The following is a 14,818-nucleotide window of genomic DNA, read 5'->3' on the forward strand; positions in this document are numbered from 1 at the left end:
GGAAGACGGGAAGGTCACTTGAGGCCGGTGGTCGACATCCCGGCGACGAAGCCGCGCTGGGCGATCAGGAAGATCAGCAGGATCGGCACGACGTACATCACGGACCCGGCGGCCAGCAGGTTGTTCACGGGGAGCCCGCCCGGAGTGACGTACTGCGTCATGATCGCGACGGAGAGCGTGGTGCGGTCGCTGGACAGCAGCAGCATCGGAGCGATGAAGTCGCCCCAGCTCCAGGTGAAGGCGATCACGAAGCTCGCGGCGAGCACGGGCCGGGACTGCGGCAGGAAGATCCGCCAGAAGATGGTCGCGTAGCCGCAGCCGTCGATGATCGCGGCCTCCTCCAGCTCCCTCGGCATCCCGGCGAAGAACTGCCGGAAGAGGAAGACCAGATAGGGCGCCGCCGACAGTCCCCACAGCACCCACGGCCAGTACGTGTCGACCATGCCGACCTTGGCGAAGATGAGGTAGGTCGGGAAGAGCGTGATCATCTGCGGCAGCATCATCGAGCCGAGCAGGATGCCGAACAGCACCTTCTTGCCGGGCGCGTCGAGCCGGGCGAAGCCGAAGCCGACCCAGGCGGAGCTGAGGGTGACGAGGGTGGCGTAGATCAGGGCGATGATGAGGGAGTTGCGGGCGTAGCCGAGGAAGTCGATCTGGGTGAAGGCGTCGGCGAAGTTGTGCCACTGGATGCTGTCCGGCAGCCAGTGCACGGGGGACGCGGCGAGTTCGGGCGTGGTCTTCAGCCCGGTGATGATCAGCCAGCCGAAGGGGCCGATCATCAGGCCGGTGATCACGACGAGGACGGTGTAGAGGACGAGTCGGGACGTACGCACCCGCACACGGGCTGCGGAGCCGTCGTTCCTCGGTGTGACGGTGGTGGCAGTGGTGGCGGTGGTGGTGGCGGTCACTTCTTCGCCTCCGGGTCGACGTTGTAGAACACCACACCGGAGGTGAGCTTGAAGATCAGACCGGTCGCGATGAGGATCAGGACGAAGAGGACCCACAGGAGCGCGGAAGCGTAGCCGTAGCGGCCGAGCGCGAAGTACTCCGCGAACACGTGCATCATGTACATGTAGTTGGTCTGCGGAATCGCGGTGACTCCGGCGGGAGTCGGGTTGGACGCGATCAGCAGCGGCATGATCGTCTGGACCGAGGCGATCATCCCGGTCACGGCCTGGAACAGCAGCACCGGCGAGAGCAGCGGCACGGTGATGCTGCGGAAGGTCCGCCAGGCGCTCGCGCCGTCGATCCGGGCCGCCTCGTGGAGTTCGCGGGGTACGTCCTGGAGCCCGGCCAGCGAGATGATCATGACGTTTCCGGCGGCCCACAGCACCGCCATCAGGATCACGTAACGGGCGTACGGATCGTCCAGCCAGGCGACGGCGTCGATACCGACGATGTTGAGGACACCGTTGGCGGCTCCCGAGTCACGGTTGAAGAGCGCCTTGAAGACAAGGCCCGCGCCCACCGGCGGTACGACGGCCGGCAGATAGAGCAGCGTGCGCCACAACCCCCGTGCCCGCAAAGGACGGTTGACCAGGACTGCCAGTCCGAGCCCCGCGACGATCGACAGCGGTACGGAGGTGAGGGCGAACACCCCGGTTCGGCTCAGCGAATCCCAGGTCACCTGGTCGGAGAGCAGCTCGCGGTAGTTGGCGAACCCGACGAAGCTCCAGTTCGGGGAGATCCCGTCGAAGGTGGTGAAACTCAGCCACAGCGCGTACGCCATCGGCCCGACGGTCAACAGCAGGAAGCCGACGATCCATGGGGCGGTGAACATGTAGAACGCCCGGTGCCTGCGGGCGGTCACGGAGGTCCGGGGCAGGCCGCCGGAGCGGGCAGCACCGGTGCGGGCGGTGGACGGCAGCGGCCGCCGCACGGCTTCGGGGATCTGTCCGACGGTCATCCCACCTGCTCCTTACCGCGCTTGAGCTGCTCGTTGATCGACGCGTTGAGGCGTCCGGCGAGGGTGTCGACGGAGATCCGGCCGTTCATCGCGGCCGGCAGGACCTGGTTGATCAGGGCCTCGAGCGCGTCCCACTTGGCGTAGGGGGTGAAGGGGGTCACCGAGAAGTGCTTCAACTCGGCCTCCTGCACCCGGAAGACCCGCTTCTGGTACTCCTCCTTCTGCGGCATCAGCGGCCGCAGCGACTTCAGCGTCGGAATCCCCCAGCCGCCCTCCGCGCGAGCCTTGGCCGGCCCCTCGCCGAAGAACCACTCGAAGACCCGCCAGGCGGCGTCCTTGTTCCGTGCCTTCTTCGGCATCCACATGCCGGTGCCTGCCTGGCAGGAGCTGATCCGGGGCCCGCCCTCGAACACGGGGGCGGGCGCGAGCCGGGACACTTCGGCGATCTTCGGCTCGGCGTTGATCATGCCGCCCAGCCAGTAGCCGTTGCCCGACATGGCCATGCGGTTCGCGACATAGGTCGGCCCGTCCCAGGCGTCGGGGTTGGGCTGGATGAGACTCGGCCCGACCTTGGCCTTGGCGTAGTCGACGTACCAGGTCAACGCCCTGCGGGCCTCGGGGGTGGTGAAGTCGACCCGGGTGAAGTCCGCGGAGAACAGCTGCCCTCCGGCGGCGGCGACCAGATTCGTCAGCAGGATGACGACGTTCACACCGTTGTAGCTGCCGCCGTAGACGGTGGTCTGGCCGTTCTTCCGTACGACCAGACGGGCGGCCTTGTCCGACCACTCCTCGTACGTGATCGGCTCGGTCTCGGACGGATAGTCCACGCCAGCCCGGTCGAACTGGGCGGTGTTGAACCAGAACATCGCGTCCTGGGAGAAGTCCTTCGCCATGCCGTAGCGGGGACCCTTGCCCTGGGTGGTGCCGTCGAACCGCCACAGATCGTTGGCCGGATCGAGGTCCTCGACCCTGAGGACGCTGGACTTGGCGAAGTACGGGTCCAGGTTCTCGGCGACTCCCCGGGCCGCGTAGAACGGAGCGTCCAGGGCGCCGACACCACGCACCAGGTCCGGCGGCTTGCCGCTGGTGAGCATCGCGATCAGCCGGGTGATGTCGTCCTGCACCACGGTGATGCCGATACCCAGCTCGCGTTCCGCCTGCTGGATCAACTCCGTGGAGATGTCGTCGAGTTTGACCATCATGGTGATGGACTCACCGCCACCCGTGGCCGCGCCGGCCACCCGCAGGGCGCAGCCGCTCAGCGCCGTCGCGCCGACCGCCGCCCCACCGCCCGCCGAGAGGGCGAGAAACCGGCGGCGGCTCGGGTGTGTACCGGCGGCCTGTGCGTGCATGAACGTCCCACCTCCTGCTGTGTGTTGTTCGGGTACCGGGCATCGACAGCAACCGGTTGTCTTACTTCGTGGCAGAGCTTCTTCCGGTCAACAGGCGACGTCAAGAGTCTCGACGACTTTCGAAAAGACTGGGTGAGCCGGTTGACGCGGGTCATTTCAGCAACCGGTTTCTCACATGTCGGCGAGTTCTCGTTCAGAGAGTTCTCGTACGTCGAACCAGTCGAAGTCCGCCTGGGTGCGGGTGCCGCCCAGATCCTGGGCGCAGACGCCGACGAACGCGCCGGTGAAGCGCAGGCGCTGGCCGTAGTCGTCGGAGAGCCTGGACGCGTCGAGGACGGGCCCGACCGGCTGCCAGTCCAAGCCGTCCGGGGAGGCGGAGAAGCGGAGTTCGGCGCCGTCGAAGCGGGCGCGCAGGTGCACCAACGGCCAGTCGTCGACGTCGAGTTGGGAGTCTGGGAGTTCTCCGTAGGCCCCGTCGTCGGTGAAGACGATGCCTAGCACCCTGCCCCTGCCCTCGGCGTGGGTGAGGCGCAGATAGTAGTGCTGGGTGGTGTCGTACCAGCAGATCAGGCCCGCCAGTTGGGTGAAGTGGGCGGGGCGGAAGTCGACCACCGTCGTCGCCTCACAGCGCACCGAGGTCAGCCGGCGCGCGACCAGGCTCTGGTCGTAGCGGGAGTGCGGGCTCTGTCTGCCGCGCAGCCGCAGATGGCCGGGGCGTTCGGTGAGGGTGAGCCAGTCGGGGGTGGCGGGGGCGCGCAGGGTGCTCCAGTGGGCGGGGAGGGTGGGGGTGTCGAAGTCGTCGCGGTCAACGGCCTTGGGTGGAGCGGTGGTTGGGGGTTCCGTTGTCTTGGGTGCGGGCACCTCCAGGCTCGGTCGGCGGCCTCCGTCCGCCAGTCGCAGCCAGCCGTCGTCCGTCCAGGTCACGCGTTGCAGACAGGTCTCCCGGCCGAGTACGCAGCGTGGTCCGTCGGGAGTGGCCACGGGACGCGAGGCGAGGTGGGCGAGGTACCACTCCCCCGCCTCCGTGCACACCAACTCCCCGTGCCCGGCCTTCTGCAGGGGCCAGTCGGGAATGTCACGGGTCGTCAGGAGCGAGCCCTGGGGGTCGAGTTCGTAGGGTCCGGTCAGTTCGCGTGAGCGGGCCATCAGGATGCCGTGGTTCCAGCCGGTGCCGCCCTCGGCGAGCATCAGGTAGTACCAGCCGTCCCGCCGGTACACGTTGGGACCCTCGATCAGCTCGTCGTGGGTGAGGATCGTGCGCGGCAGTCCGATCAGGGCCTGTTTCAGGGCGTCGTACTCCTGGAGCAGGATTCCGGCGAACGACGGATGCCCCTCGCGCGGGTCCCACTGCATGTTGAGCAGCCAGCTGCGGCCGTCCTCGTCATGGAAGAACGACGGGTCGAACCCGGAGGAGTTCAGGAACACCGGTTCCGACCACGGACCGTCGATCGACTCGGCGGTCACCAGGTAGTTGTCGACGTCCTTGTAAGGGGAGCCGACGGTCCGGACGATGCTGTAGACCATCCAGAACCGGCCCTCGTGGTACGACAGCGAGGGCGCCCACACTCCGCCCGAGTCGGGGACTCCGCGCAGGTCGAGGAGGTCGGCGCGGTCCAGGATGTGCCCGGCCGGCGTCCAGTGGACGAGGTCCGTCGAGTGGTGCACGGGGACGCCCGGGAACCACTCGAAGGTGGAGGTGGCGAGGTAGTAGTCGGCACCGACCCTCAGGATGCTGGGGTCCGGGTGGAATCCGGGGAGCACGGGGTTGTGGATGTGACCCGGGAGCATACAGGTCCTTCGTGTTCGGTATGTCGAAATTTTCGGTCCGGAACGATCAGGTGAATCCCTATGTCTTCACGCCGCGTTGAGGCGGGCTTAATGTAGAAAGCGGTTGCTACGCGGTCAATGTTTCCGTCGTGTGAGCAGCGCTATTCGAAATTTTCGATGGCCCTCGGGCAGGTCGGAGAGGCGGTTGCAGATGGTCCGCACCGGAGATGGCACCACGTCGACCGGGCCCACGCTGGCGGTCGTGGCCCGGGAGGCCGGGGTCTCCGTACCGACCGCCTCGAAGGTCGTGAACGGCCGGGAGGACGTGGCGCCGGAGACCCGGCGGCGGGTCACCGAGGCGCTGGACCGGCTCGGCTACGTCCGCAGACCCCGCTTCGACGCGTCGAAGGCGCCCGGCCTGGTCGACCTGATCGTCCACTCGCTGGACAACTCCTGGTCGGGCGCGGTCCTCCACGGGGTGGAGGAGGCGGCGCACGACGCGGGCCTGGAGGTGGTCGTGTCGGCGGGGCTGACCCGGACCCGGGGCGGGCGCCCGGAACGCGGCTGGCTGGACAAGCTGACGACCCGTGGCTCCTCCGGTGTCCTGTTCAACCTCGCCGAACTGACCCCGTCGCAGTACGCCTGGCTCGACCAGCACCACATCCCGTTCGTGATGATCGACCCGGTGCTGGAACCGCCGCCGGGGGTGGTGTCGGTGGGCGCGGCCAACTGGCACGGCGGAGTGACGGCGGCGGAACATCTGCTGGGCCTGGGCCATGAACGTATCGCGGTCATCGCCGGGTACCGGCGCAAGATGTGCAGCAGTGCGCGGGTGGCCGGGTATCGCTCGGCGCTTGTCTCGGCGGGGGTGCGCCAGCGTCCCGAATACATCCGGTACGGCAGCTTCGACGAGACGGTCGCGTACGGGCGGATGTTGGAGCTGCTGGATCTGCCTGAGCCGCCGACGGCGGTGTTCGTGTGCTCGGACAAGATGGCGCTCGGTGTGTACCGGGCTTTGGCAGAGCGGAAGTTGAGGGTGCCGGAGGATGTGAGTGTGGTGGGGTTCGACGACCTGCCGGAGTCTCGGTGGGTTTCGCCTGCGTTGACCACTGTTCGGCAGCCGTTGTCGGAGATGGCGGGGGCCGCGGTGGGGTTGTTGGTGCGGATGATGGGCGGGGAGCGGCCGGAAGGGACTCGTACGGAGTTGTCCACGCGGTTGGTTGTGCGGGGTAGTACGGCTGCGCCGGGCTGTCCCGGTTCCTGAGGTTTCCCGAGCTGAACGAGCACCGCTACCGGACCGAGCTGTCGGCGGCGTTGCAGAAGACCCCGGCCGTGCTGGCGCGCATGCAACGCATGGCCGCCGAACGGGCGAACCCGATCGCCGTCACGGTGGCCGCCCGAGACGAGGCCGGAGCCTTCCTCAACTCCGGTGACTTCGCCGGCGGTTGGCCATCGTGGAGCGCGCAGTTGTTGAGGCTGAGACGACTCTGCATGGGCGGCGCGACCGCGCGTACGGCCTGGGCGTCCTGCACCTGCGCGGGCTGACCTTGGCCGGCCGGATCGAGGACAGGACCGCCGCGAATCCCTCGAAGCGGCCTGGGACATCGCACCCGAGATGGCCCGAGTCCACCCGACCTCTTTCGATAGGTGGAGTCTTGGTCGTGAGGATCGGACCGGAATCGAATCGGATGGATATTCGGTGTCTGCCTGCCCCATAAGGACACAAGATGGTGCGCATGACTTTGGCCACCCCCGTACTGCACACCACTCGCCTGCGACTGCGCCCCTTCACCGACGCCGACGCGGACCTGCTCTTCGCCCTGCACAGCAGCACCTACGTGATGCGCTACTGGGACTCCCCGCCGTGGAGCGAACGGGCCCGCGCGGAACGCTTCATCGACATGTGCCGGAAGATGGCGGACGAGGGCACCGGGGCCCGGGTGGCCATCGACCGCGCTTCTGACGGGGCCTTCGTCGGCTGGTGCGGTCTGACCGGATGGAACCCGGACTACCGCAGCGCGTCGTTGGGCTACGTCCTCGACGAGGCCATGTGGGGACACGGCTACGCGACGGAGGCCGCGCACGCCTTGCTGCGGTGGGCATTCGACACACTGGACCTGAATCGAGTCCAGGCCGAGGCCGATACGCGCAACGTGGCATCCGCCCGGGTCCTGGAAAAGATCGGATTCATCCGTGAAGGGACGTTGCGGGAGGACTGCGTCGTGAACGGCGAGGTATCCGACTCGTGGGTGTTCGGGTTGATCAGGCGAGAGTGGCAGCCGGCGACCGTGCCGGTTCCAGCCCGTGAAGAGCGGCGTTAAGTCTGTCTGGCATCCTGTCCGTGGTGCGCTCCCAGACACGAGCAGTCGCATTCAGCGCCCGTTGCCTCCAGGCACGCCCGCGTGCACCGCGACAGTGTCGACATGTCTCGCCAGAGCACGACGTACCCGTATCGGTCGATCACCGCCGTCAACCCCACCGGTCGGGGAGGCAATCGGTGGACCCTGCGCCGGAAGCCCGCCCCGCAGGCACTCGACATCGCCTTCGACTGCCGACTCTCCGTCGGCAATCGCCTCGATCTCTGCTAAGGGCGCATCGACCCGGGCACGCTGATCATGGTGTCCGGGTCTGAAGCCTTTGCGGTGACGGCTGCGGAGTGACAACTGTCTGACGTACAGGTGGTCGAGACCCTGGTTGACCACGCTGCGCCGGGCGATGGTGAACGGCCAGGCCTCCTCCACGGCCGCATCCGCCAAGAAGGCGCCTTCGCTGTGCTCGACCTCGACCTCGACCACCCCCTCGCGCCGTGGCTGCTCGGCGACGCCGCCCTCGCCGACGCCTACAACACGGCCTACGAGCGCGTGTACCCCGGCGTGCTGACCGAACTGCGCATCCCCGCCACCGCCTTGACCGGCCGCAAAGCCTGGGAGCAGTGGCTGTACGGCTGACGACCACCAACAACGCGGCAGGGGGCCATCGCGGCCCGAGGTGCCCCTCAGGCCGCCATCAGCGCCGCCAGGGCGCGGTCCATCGCGGCGTTGAACTCTTCCGGCGTCAGCGGCAGACGGGACTTGATGTCCCGACTCCACTGGTCGGCGAGGACCTCGGCGGAGCCCGCCTCGACACCGTCGAGCGCCGCGTCGGCCAGGTCCGACGGAGCGATCTTGGCCACGGGCCAGCCCGCCGCCATGTCGGTGTCGGCCAGGCCGAGGTGTACCGCTGTGACGAGCGTGCCCTGCTCGGCGAGTTCCAGGCGGACGCCGTTGGTCATGGCCCAGGCGGCGGCCTTGGTCACGTGGTAGGCATTGGCGCCCTGGCCCCCGAACCACGACATGGCGGAGAGGACGTTGACGATCGCGCCCCCGCCGTTCCCGGCGAGCGCCGGCGCGAACTCCCGGATCATTCCCAAGTGGCCGAACATGTTGGTCTCCAGCTCGTGCCGCACCGCGTCCAGCGAACCGGTCACCAGGTCGGTCCCCGTCTGGATCCCCGCGTTGTTGATGAGCAGCGAGACGTCCGGGGCGGCCTCGGCGGCGGCCCTCACGGATGCGGGATCGGCGATGTCGAGGGGCAGCACCTCGGCCCCGGGCAGGTCCACGGTCTCCGGTCGGCGGGCCGTCGCGTAGACCTTGCGGGCGCCCCGTTCGAGCAGGCGCTGGGCGAAGGCGCGGCCCAGGCCGCGGTTGGCTCCGGTGACAAGGGCGACGGAGTTGTTGATATCCATGGCCGGTACGCTAGAACCTGACGCTAACGTCAGGGGCAAGTGCTTGGTCGTCAGGGCCAGGGGTGAGAGGAATCACCATGACTGTCACAGCGGCCGCAGCAGAGCGGTTGATCCGCATCGGCGAGGTGGCACGAGGCGCCGACGTCTCAGTGCGCGCCGTGCGCTACTACGAGCAGCAAGGGCTGCTCATCGCGGAGCGCAGCCCGTCCGGCCAGCGCCTGTACCGGCAGGACGCCATCCACCTGGTCCGCTTCTTCCAGCAGATGTTCGCCGCCGGCCTCACCAGCCGAAGGATCAGCGAACTCCTGCCGTGCTGGGACTCCGGGCACACCGACGCCGGGCAACGAGCCATGCTGCGAGCCGAGCGCGAGCGCATCCAGGCCAAGATCGACGACCTGCAGGCCGCCCTGGACCACCTCGACGAGGTCATCGCGATCACGGACACGCACCCGTAGGCGCGGTCGGCCAGACGGACACCCCGGAAATGAGAGTGCCCGCGCCCCTGAAGGGGTGCCTCTAACTCCGGCCCGTTGCCCAGGTGATGCCGCCCAGCAGGTGGGCGCGGAAGTCCGGGTCTTCGTATGCCTCCTCGGCGTGGCCGAGAGCGGTGTAGAAGACTCGGCCGTTGCCCGCGCCATGCTCTCTGCACCACGCCAACGGGTGGTCGTCGCCCATTCGTCCGCCCTCGTAGGAGGCCTCGTCGGCGGATATCAGTACCCGTACCGTGCCTCGGGGGTTGGTGCGGAAGTCGTACCACTCGTCTGTGAATTGCCAGACTTCGGGCAGGTGGGCCGTCGCGGGGTGGGCGTGGTCCTCGACCATCGCCTTGCCGGGCTGGTAGGCCGGGTGTTGGGCGAACCGGGCGCCGAGCAGTTCGCCGTAGTACGGCCAGTCGTACTCCGTGCAGGCCGCCGCGTGTATGCCTACGAACCCGCCGCCCGCCTCGACGTATGCCGCGAGCCGCTCGCGCCCGGCCGGGGTCAGCACCTCGCCGCTGGTGGAGAGGAAGACGACGGCCGCGTACCCGTCCAGGGGCCGCTCGAAGGCCTCGGGCTCCTCGGTGTGGTCCACCTCGAAGTCGCCGAGTGTGGGTACGGCGGCCACGGCGGCCGGGATGGAGTCGTGCCGGAATGCGGTCGTGCGGGTGTAGACGAGGAGTCTCGGTGCCATGGGTAGCGAGCTTATGCGGCGGGGTCGTCCAGTCCCAGGGGGTCGAGGTGGTCGGCTACGAGGGTGGCGAACTCGTCCGGGGTGGCCAGGCGGACGCCGAGAGTTTCGGCTTTGGTCCGCTTGGATCCCGCGCCCTCTCCGGCGACGACCAGGGTGGTCTTCTTGGAGACGCTGGAGGAGGAGCGGCCTCCGGCGCGTTCGATGAGTTCGTTCATCTGGTTACGGCTGAGCTTCTCCAGGGCTCCGGTCATGGCACCGGTGACGACCACCGTCATCCCGGCCAGTGGTCCGCTCGTCGTGTCCGCGGTCTCCGAGGGGCCGTCGGCGGCGGCTTCGGTCGTAGGGGCGGGTGGCGTGGCGCCGGGTTCGGTCATGTTCACCCCGGCTGCGACGAGTCTGTCGATGAGCGGGGCGAGTTCGGTCAGTTCGGCGACGATGGACGGGGCCTTCTCGGTGCCGATGCCCTCGACCTGACGCATCGCTTCGGCGTCCGCGGCGCGGATGTTGTCCATCGTGGCGAAGTACCGGGCGATACGGCGGGACATGGAGCGGCCGGTGCCGCGTACGCCGAGGGCGCACAGCACGCGCGACAGGGGCTGGCCCTTCGCCGCGTCGATCGCGGCCAGGAGGTTGTCGGTGCTCGTCTCGCCCATCCGCTCCAGGGCCAGCAACTGCTCCCGGGTGAGGGCGAACAGGTCGGCGAGATCCTTCACCAGTCCGGCGTCGACGAGTTGGACGACGCGGGTGTGGCCGAGGCCCTCGATGTCGAGCTGGTCGCGGCCGGCCGCGTAGGAGAGGGCGGCGACCAGATGGCAGTTACGGCCGTTCTCGCAGCGCCAGCGCTGTTCGCTGGTGTCGATGGCCGCCCCGCAGCGCGGACACACCTCGGGGAAGACGATCGGCTGCTCGTCGCCCGTACGGAGGTGGGCGACGGGGGCTTCCACGCGCGGGATGACATCGCCGGCGCGGTGGACCATGACGTGGTCGCCCAGGCGCAGGTCACGGCGGGTGATGTCGTTGGGGTTGTGGAGGGTCGCGTAAGTGATGGTGGCGCCGTCGATCTCGACCGGCTCCAGGACCGCGCGCGGGGCGATGATCCCGGTGCGGCCCACGTTCCACTCCACCTCCAACAGCCGGGTGATCTTCTCCACGGCGGGCAGCTTGTAGGCGATCGCCCAGCGGGGAGCACGCGACCCCGACCCGGCGGCCCGCTGGTCGGCGGCCAGGTCGGCCTTGATGACGATCCCGTCGATCCCGAACGGCAGCTCCGCCCGCAGTGCGCCGATCTCCGTGACCCGGGCCATCACCTGCTCGACCGTGCCGGCGATGACACCCGGTACGGCTGTGGTCGCGGTGGTGTTCACGCCCAGCTCACCGGCCAGCGTCATGAGGTCGCTGTGCGCGAGCCCGCCCAGCCGGTCCGCGAGCTGTGTCCCGGTGTCGGCGAGGGGCAGCAGGCCGTAGCCGAAGAACGTCATCGGCACGGTGTACGCCCGCTCCTTGGCGCGCAGGGTGCCCGCCGAGGCGCCGCGCGGGTTGGCGAACGGTGCCCCACCGTGTGTCGTGCGGACCTCGTTGGCGTACTCGAACTGGGCGCTGGTCATCAGGACTTCGCCGCGCACCTCCACCGTCACCGGTTCGGCCAGCTCGGCGGGCAGGCCCTCGACGGTGCCGATGGCGTGCGAGACGTCCTCCCCGGCTCTCCCGTCGCCGCGCGTGATCAGCCGGGTGAGGCGGCCGTGGGTGTAGCGGGCGGCGATCGCGAGTCCGTCGAGCTTCGGCTCCACGCTGAACCGCTCCACCTCATGGCCGATACGGCGGGCCAGCGACGCCGTCCAGGCGGTGAACTCCTCCGCCGAGAACACGTTGTCCAGGCTCAGCATCTCGACGGTGTGCGGGACATCGCCCTCCACGGCGCCCCCGGCGACCTTCCCGGTCGGCGACTCGGGCAGCACCTGTTCGGGATGGTCGGCCTCCCAGGCCGTGATGCCGCGTACGAGCCGGTCGTAGGCGTCGTCGTCCAGCACCGAGGTGCCGCCCTCGTAGTAGGCGGCCGACGCCTTCACCGCGTCCTCGACCGCCTGCGCATAGGCGACGGCATCCACGATCACTGCAACTGGTGTGGTCATGCCCGCCATCCTGCACGCCACCACTGACAACGCCCTCCGGACGCGGTGCGCCCGGTGTTCTCGCTGTGCCCGATATGGGTCACGGCTCGCTCGGGCCCTGGTCGAGGCGGAACGGCGGGTAGACGTCCGTCATCAGTGCCGCGTACGCCACGACGCGGGCCGTCCAGCGGTGCAGGCCGACATTGAGGTCGTACATGCCGCGCGGATAGCGGCCCGTGAAGAGCAGGGAGACGCCCGCATAGAAGGCCAGCAGGCCCGCGAGGCCTCCCACGCAGCGTGCGCCGCCCTCGAAGACCGCGACCACCAGCAGCTGCGGCAGCACCAGCAGCCACCACTTGACGAGCACGAGCCCGCGCGAGAGCTGTTCGGGCCGGGCCACCTCCAGGTGGGCCGGGTAGTCGGGCACGTCCGCGAGCGTGAACGGCGGATAGCGGTCGGTGCCGAGGGAGCCGTACGAGTAGTACGCCACCCGCCAACTCCAGCGCAGGACACCGACGTTGAAGGTGAACAGGGCACGTGGATAGGCGCCGGTGAACAGGATCGCGAAGAAGGCGATCACGGTGACGAGGAGGAAGGCGATCCAGAGGAAGAGGAGGACGACGTAGTGCGGAATCGCCAGCACCCACTTGACCAGCCACAACCAGCGGGAGAGGACGGGGTCGTACACCGCTTCCACGGTGACTGGACTCCTCGGATACTCGAACAGCGCGTTGCTCGTGTGGGCCATGACGTTCGCCTCTCCCGGGCGGGTACGGAACAGCGCCGTGCCCGTTTCCTCTCCTCTGCTAGACAGGTGCGGTGACAGGTACATCGACAGGAGCAGGGCAGACAGCACTCGTCGTGCGGATTCCCGCGGCGGAACCCACCGTTGCGCGGTGGCGCGAACGGCTTGACCCGGCGGCGGGTGAGGGCGTCCCCGCCCATGTGACGGTGCTCTTCCCCTTTCTCCCCGCGAGCGGAATCGACGGCGCCACCCTCGCCGCTCTCGGCAAGGTGCTCGGACGGCACGCTTCCTTCGAGGTCCGGTTCGAGCGCTGCGCGCGGCTTCCGGGGCTGCTGTATCTCGCTCCGGAGCCGGACGCGCCGTTCCGTCGGCTCACCGGGGCGATCACGGACCGGTGGCCGGAAACCCCGCCGTACGGCGGGAAGTTCGACGACGTCGTCCCGCATCTCACCGTCGCCCAACGGCAGGAGAACCTCGCCGTCCTGGAAGAGGTGGAGGCCGACCTGAACGGCCGTCTTCCCTTCACCGCCGAGGTGTCGTCGGTCGACCTCGTGGTGCACGACGGCAGCCGATGGCAGCACCGGATGTCGTTCCCGCTCCGCCGGTGAACAGTCCTTTCTTCCACTATCGGCACCCTCGGCCGAGCCCGCAACCGGGGTCCCGGGCACGTCCGATTCGTTCAAGACCCGCTGCCGCCGACCCTCCTAACGTGGCCGTATGACTACACAACCGTCCTCACAACCGTCCTCACGACCGACTCCCCGCTTCGACGCCATCGGCATCGTCACCGCCGACCTCGCCGCCTCCGTCGCCTTCTATCGCCGGCTCGGGCTCGACATCCCCGAGGGAGCCGAGAATCAGCCGCATGTCGAGGCCCAACTGCCGGGCGGTCTACGGCTGTTGCTCGACACGGAGGAGACCGTCCGGTCCTTCCGTCCCGGGTGGCAACGGCCGAGTGGTGGTGGGCGGATCGGGCTGGCCTTCCTCTGCGGGTCGGCCGCTGAAGTCGACGCGCTGTACGAGGAGTTGGTGGGGGCGGGGTACCGGAGTGAGCTGAAGCCGTGGGATGCGGATTGGGGGCAGCGGTATGCGTGTGTGCTTGATCCTGATGGCAACGGGGTCGACTTGTTCGCTCCGCGGGACGTGCAGTGATTTGTCCGCGGGCCGGTGGGGGCTGGTCGCGCAGTTCCCCGCGCCCCTAGGGGGGACTCAGTCCCCTTCGTTCAACAGTTGCCGCAGCGATGCTCCCGCCAACTCCCTTACGTCCCGCGCCAGGTGAGCCTGGTCCGCGTACCCCGCCCGTGTCGCCGTCTCGGCAAAAGGCACCCCCTCCCTCGCCATGGCCAATGCGCGCTGCAAGCGCAGGATGCGGGCCAGGGTCTTGGGGCCGTAGCCGAAGGCGGACAGGGAGCGGCGGTGCAACTGGCGGGCGCTCAGGCCCAGTTCGTCTGCCGTACGGCCGACCGGGCGGCCGGATTGCAGGGCTGCGACCAGGCCGCCCAGCAGGGGATCCGGCGGAGGTGTGTCCGCTGCCCGTTCCAGTGCCAGCTGCTCAAGCGCCGTCGCCGGATCCGGCGCCGCGTCGACACGTGCCCTCAGCCGCCGCACCTCCGCCGCTCCCCACAGGTCGGCCAACTCGACGCGCCGGTCCCGGAGTTCGTGCGCGGGTACGCCCAGCAGGGCCGGCGCCGTGCCGGGGCGGAAACGGACGCCCGCCCAGCGGACGGGGGTCCCTTCGGGGACGTACGGGCGGGTGTCGGGGCCAGCGACCAGCAGGCGGCCCTCGCGCCAGAGCAGGTCCATACAGCCGTCGGGCAGGACGGGCCGCACGCCGGGCCCGGCCGGGGTGTTCGTCCACACCACCGCGCCCGGCAGCCGGGAGGGCCGTTCCTCGTACACGTACGAAAGGCTACGCCGCCACGAGGCACGTCTGCGCGCCGAGTCGGATTCGCCCCCGCCGCCCCTACCCGTTCCCATCCCGGGGGGGGGGGGCCCCCCCCCCCCCCCCCCCCCCCCCCCCGGCCCGCCGGCCCCAATATACGAGGT

Annotated in this window: 17 protein-coding genes; 8 read left to right on the forward strand and 9 right to left on the reverse strand. The window is 69.0% G+C overall.

The annotated features are described in order from the left end of the window. Positions 1-14: 14 nt before the first annotated feature. The 4 genes from ACWCRB_RS15185 to ACWCRB_RS15200 all read right to left on the reverse strand — a co-directional run bounded on the left by ACWCRB_RS15185 (position 15) and on the right by ACWCRB_RS15200 (position 5,046). On the reverse strand, positions 15-908 hold the full coding sequence (locus tag ACWCRB_RS15185; protein ID WP_450996477.1) for a carbohydrate ABC transporter permease: 894 nt from the start codon (positions 906-908) through the stop codon (positions 15-17). After that, on the reverse strand, positions 905-1,906 hold the full coding sequence (locus ACWCRB_RS15190; protein ID WP_450996478.1) for a carbohydrate ABC transporter permease: 1,002 nt from the start codon (positions 1,904-1,906) through the stop codon (positions 905-907). The genes ACWCRB_RS15185 and ACWCRB_RS15190 overlap by 4 nt, the downstream gene beginning before the upstream one ends. Next, positions 1,903-3,258 carry an extracellular solute-binding protein gene (locus tag ACWCRB_RS15195; protein ID WP_450996479.1) on the reverse strand — a complete coding sequence of 452 codons (1,356 nt, stop codon included), beginning with the start codon at positions 3,256-3,258 and terminating at the stop codon, positions 1,903-1,905. The genes ACWCRB_RS15190 and ACWCRB_RS15195 overlap by 4 nt, the downstream gene beginning before the upstream one ends. 171 nt (positions 3,259-3,429) lie before the next feature. Next, complete coding sequence (locus ACWCRB_RS15200; protein WP_450996480.1) at positions 3,430-5,046, reverse strand: glycoside hydrolase family 43 protein; 1,617 nt, start codon at positions 5,044-5,046, stop codon at positions 3,430-3,432. A 190-nt stretch (positions 5,047-5,236) separates the two neighbouring features. On the opposite strand from ACWCRB_RS15200, the gene ACWCRB_RS15205 reads away from it, so the two are divergent. The 5 genes from ACWCRB_RS15205 (at position 5,237) to ACWCRB_RS15225 (ending at position 7,973) form a co-directional block, all read left to right on the forward strand. Continuing rightward, entirely contained in the window at positions 5,237-6,289 is a 1,053-nt protein-coding gene (locus ACWCRB_RS15205; RefSeq protein ID WP_450996481.1) for a LacI family DNA-binding transcriptional regulator, read from the forward strand. 50 nt (positions 6,290-6,339) lie between these two features. Further along, the gene (locus tag ACWCRB_RS15210) at positions 6,340-6,570 is read left to right on the forward strand and encodes a hypothetical protein (RefSeq protein WP_450996482.1); all 231 of its coding nucleotides are present in this window, start codon (positions 6,340-6,342) and stop codon (positions 6,568-6,570) included. A 191-nt stretch (positions 6,571-6,761) separates the two neighbouring features. Then, complete coding sequence (locus ACWCRB_RS15215) at positions 6,762-7,346, forward strand: GNAT family N-acetyltransferase (protein ID WP_450996483.1); 585 nt, start codon at positions 6,762-6,764, stop codon at positions 7,344-7,346. Between the two features lie 102 nt (positions 7,347-7,448). Further along, entirely contained in the window at positions 7,449-7,613 is a 165-nt protein-coding gene (locus ACWCRB_RS15220) for a hypothetical protein (protein WP_450996484.1), read from the forward strand. 183 nt (positions 7,614-7,796) lie between these two features. Beyond that, positions 7,797-7,973, forward strand: coding sequence for a hypothetical protein (locus tag ACWCRB_RS15225; RefSeq protein ID WP_450996485.1), 177 nt, complete (start codon positions 7,797-7,799; stop codon positions 7,971-7,973). Positions 7,974-8,020: 47 nt separating this feature from the next. Here the strand turns inward: ACWCRB_RS15225 and ACWCRB_RS15230 are convergent, their stop codons facing one another. After that, entirely contained in the window at positions 8,021-8,749 is a 729-nt protein-coding gene (locus ACWCRB_RS15230; RefSeq protein ID WP_450996486.1) for an SDR family oxidoreductase, read from the reverse strand. Positions 8,750-8,826: 77 nt separating this feature from the next. On the opposite strand from ACWCRB_RS15230, the gene ACWCRB_RS15235 reads away from it, so the two are divergent. Beyond that, positions 8,827-9,204 carry a MerR family transcriptional regulator gene (locus ACWCRB_RS15235; RefSeq protein ID WP_450996487.1) on the forward strand — a complete coding sequence of 126 codons (378 nt, stop codon included), beginning with the start codon at positions 8,827-8,829 and terminating at the stop codon, positions 9,202-9,204. 61 nt (positions 9,205-9,265) lie between these two features. Here the strand turns inward: ACWCRB_RS15235 and ACWCRB_RS15240 are convergent, their stop codons facing one another. From ACWCRB_RS15240 to ACWCRB_RS15250, 3 genes are all read right to left on the reverse strand, one after another. After that, positions 9,266-9,919 carry a ThuA domain-containing protein gene (locus ACWCRB_RS15240; protein ID WP_450996488.1) on the reverse strand — a complete coding sequence of 218 codons (654 nt, stop codon included), beginning with the start codon at positions 9,917-9,919 and terminating at the stop codon, positions 9,266-9,268. An 11-nt stretch (positions 9,920-9,930) separates the two neighbouring features. Continuing rightward, the gene (gene ligA, locus ACWCRB_RS15245; RefSeq protein WP_450996489.1) at positions 9,931-12,048 is read right to left on the reverse strand and encodes an NAD-dependent DNA ligase LigA; all 2,118 of its coding nucleotides are present in this window, start codon (positions 12,046-12,048) and stop codon (positions 9,931-9,933) included. A 79-nt stretch (positions 12,049-12,127) separates the two neighbouring features. Further along, positions 12,128-12,775 (reverse strand): DUF4389 domain-containing protein, encoded by a 648-nt coding sequence (locus ACWCRB_RS15250; RefSeq protein ID WP_450996490.1) that lies wholly within the window; start codon positions 12,773-12,775, stop codon positions 12,128-12,130. 71 nt (positions 12,776-12,846) lie between these two features. Between ACWCRB_RS15250 and ACWCRB_RS15255 the strand changes: the two genes are divergently transcribed. Together ACWCRB_RS15255 and ACWCRB_RS15260 are read left to right on the forward strand one after the other, a co-directional pair. Next, positions 12,847-13,380, forward strand: coding sequence for a 2'-5' RNA ligase family protein (locus ACWCRB_RS15255; RefSeq protein ID WP_450996491.1), 534 nt, complete (start codon positions 12,847-12,849; stop codon positions 13,378-13,380). 109 nt (positions 13,381-13,489) lie between these two features. Continuing rightward, positions 13,490-13,924: a VOC family protein gene (locus ACWCRB_RS15260; protein WP_450996492.1), complete on the forward strand. Its 435-nt coding sequence runs from the start codon at positions 13,490-13,492 to the stop codon at positions 13,922-13,924. 57 nt (positions 13,925-13,981) lie between these two features. Here ACWCRB_RS15260 and ACWCRB_RS15265 read toward each other — a convergent pair whose 3' ends face one another. Next, complete coding sequence (locus ACWCRB_RS15265; protein ID WP_450996493.1) at positions 13,982-14,671, reverse strand: helix-turn-helix domain-containing protein; 690 nt, start codon at positions 14,669-14,671, stop codon at positions 13,982-13,984. Positions 14,672-14,818: the final 147 nt, after the last annotated feature.

The sequence above is a fragment of the Streptomyces sp. NPDC002156 genome, from assembly GCF_053593675.1.

Coding starts and splice junctions, on each gene's coding strand:
- ACWCRB_RS15190 (WP_450996478.1), bottom strand. CDS start 1,906: ATGACCGTCGGACAGATCCCCGAAGCCGTGCGGCGGCCGCTGCCGTCC.
- ACWCRB_RS15195 (WP_450996479.1), bottom strand. CDS start 3,258: ATGCACGCACAGGCCGCCGGTACACACCCGAGCCGCCGCCGGTTTCTC.
- ACWCRB_RS15200 (WP_450996480.1), bottom strand. CDS start 5,046: ATGCTCCCGGGTCACATCCACAACCCCGTGCTCCCCGGATTCCACCCG.
- ACWCRB_RS15205 (WP_450996481.1), top strand. CDS start 5,237: ATGGTCCGCACCGGAGATGGCACCACGTCGACCGGGCCCACGCTGGCG.
- ACWCRB_RS15215 (WP_450996483.1), top strand. CDS start 6,762: ATGACTTTGGCCACCCCCGTACTGCACACCACTCGCCTGCGACTGCGC.
- ACWCRB_RS15220 (WP_450996484.1), top strand. CDS start 7,449: ATGTCTCGCCAGAGCACGACGTACCCGTATCGGTCGATCACCGCCGTC.
- ACWCRB_RS15230 (WP_450996486.1), bottom strand. CDS start 8,749: ATGGATATCAACAACTCCGTCGCCCTTGTCACCGGAGCCAACCGCGGC.
- ACWCRB_RS15235 (WP_450996487.1), top strand. CDS start 8,827: ATGACTGTCACAGCGGCCGCAGCAGAGCGGTTGATCCGCATCGGCGAG.
- ACWCRB_RS15240 (WP_450996488.1), bottom strand. CDS start 9,919: ATGGCACCGAGACTCCTCGTCTACACCCGCACGACCGCATTCCGGCAC.
- ligA (WP_450996489.1), bottom strand. CDS start 12,048: ATGACCACACCAGTTGCAGTGATCGTGGATGCCGTCGCCTATGCGCAG.
- ACWCRB_RS15250 (WP_450996490.1), bottom strand. CDS start 12,775: ATGGCCCACACGAGCAACGCGCTGTTCGAGTATCCGAGGAGTCCAGTC.
- ACWCRB_RS15260 (WP_450996492.1), top strand. CDS start 13,490: ATGACTACACAACCGTCCTCACAACCGTCCTCACGACCGACTCCCCGC.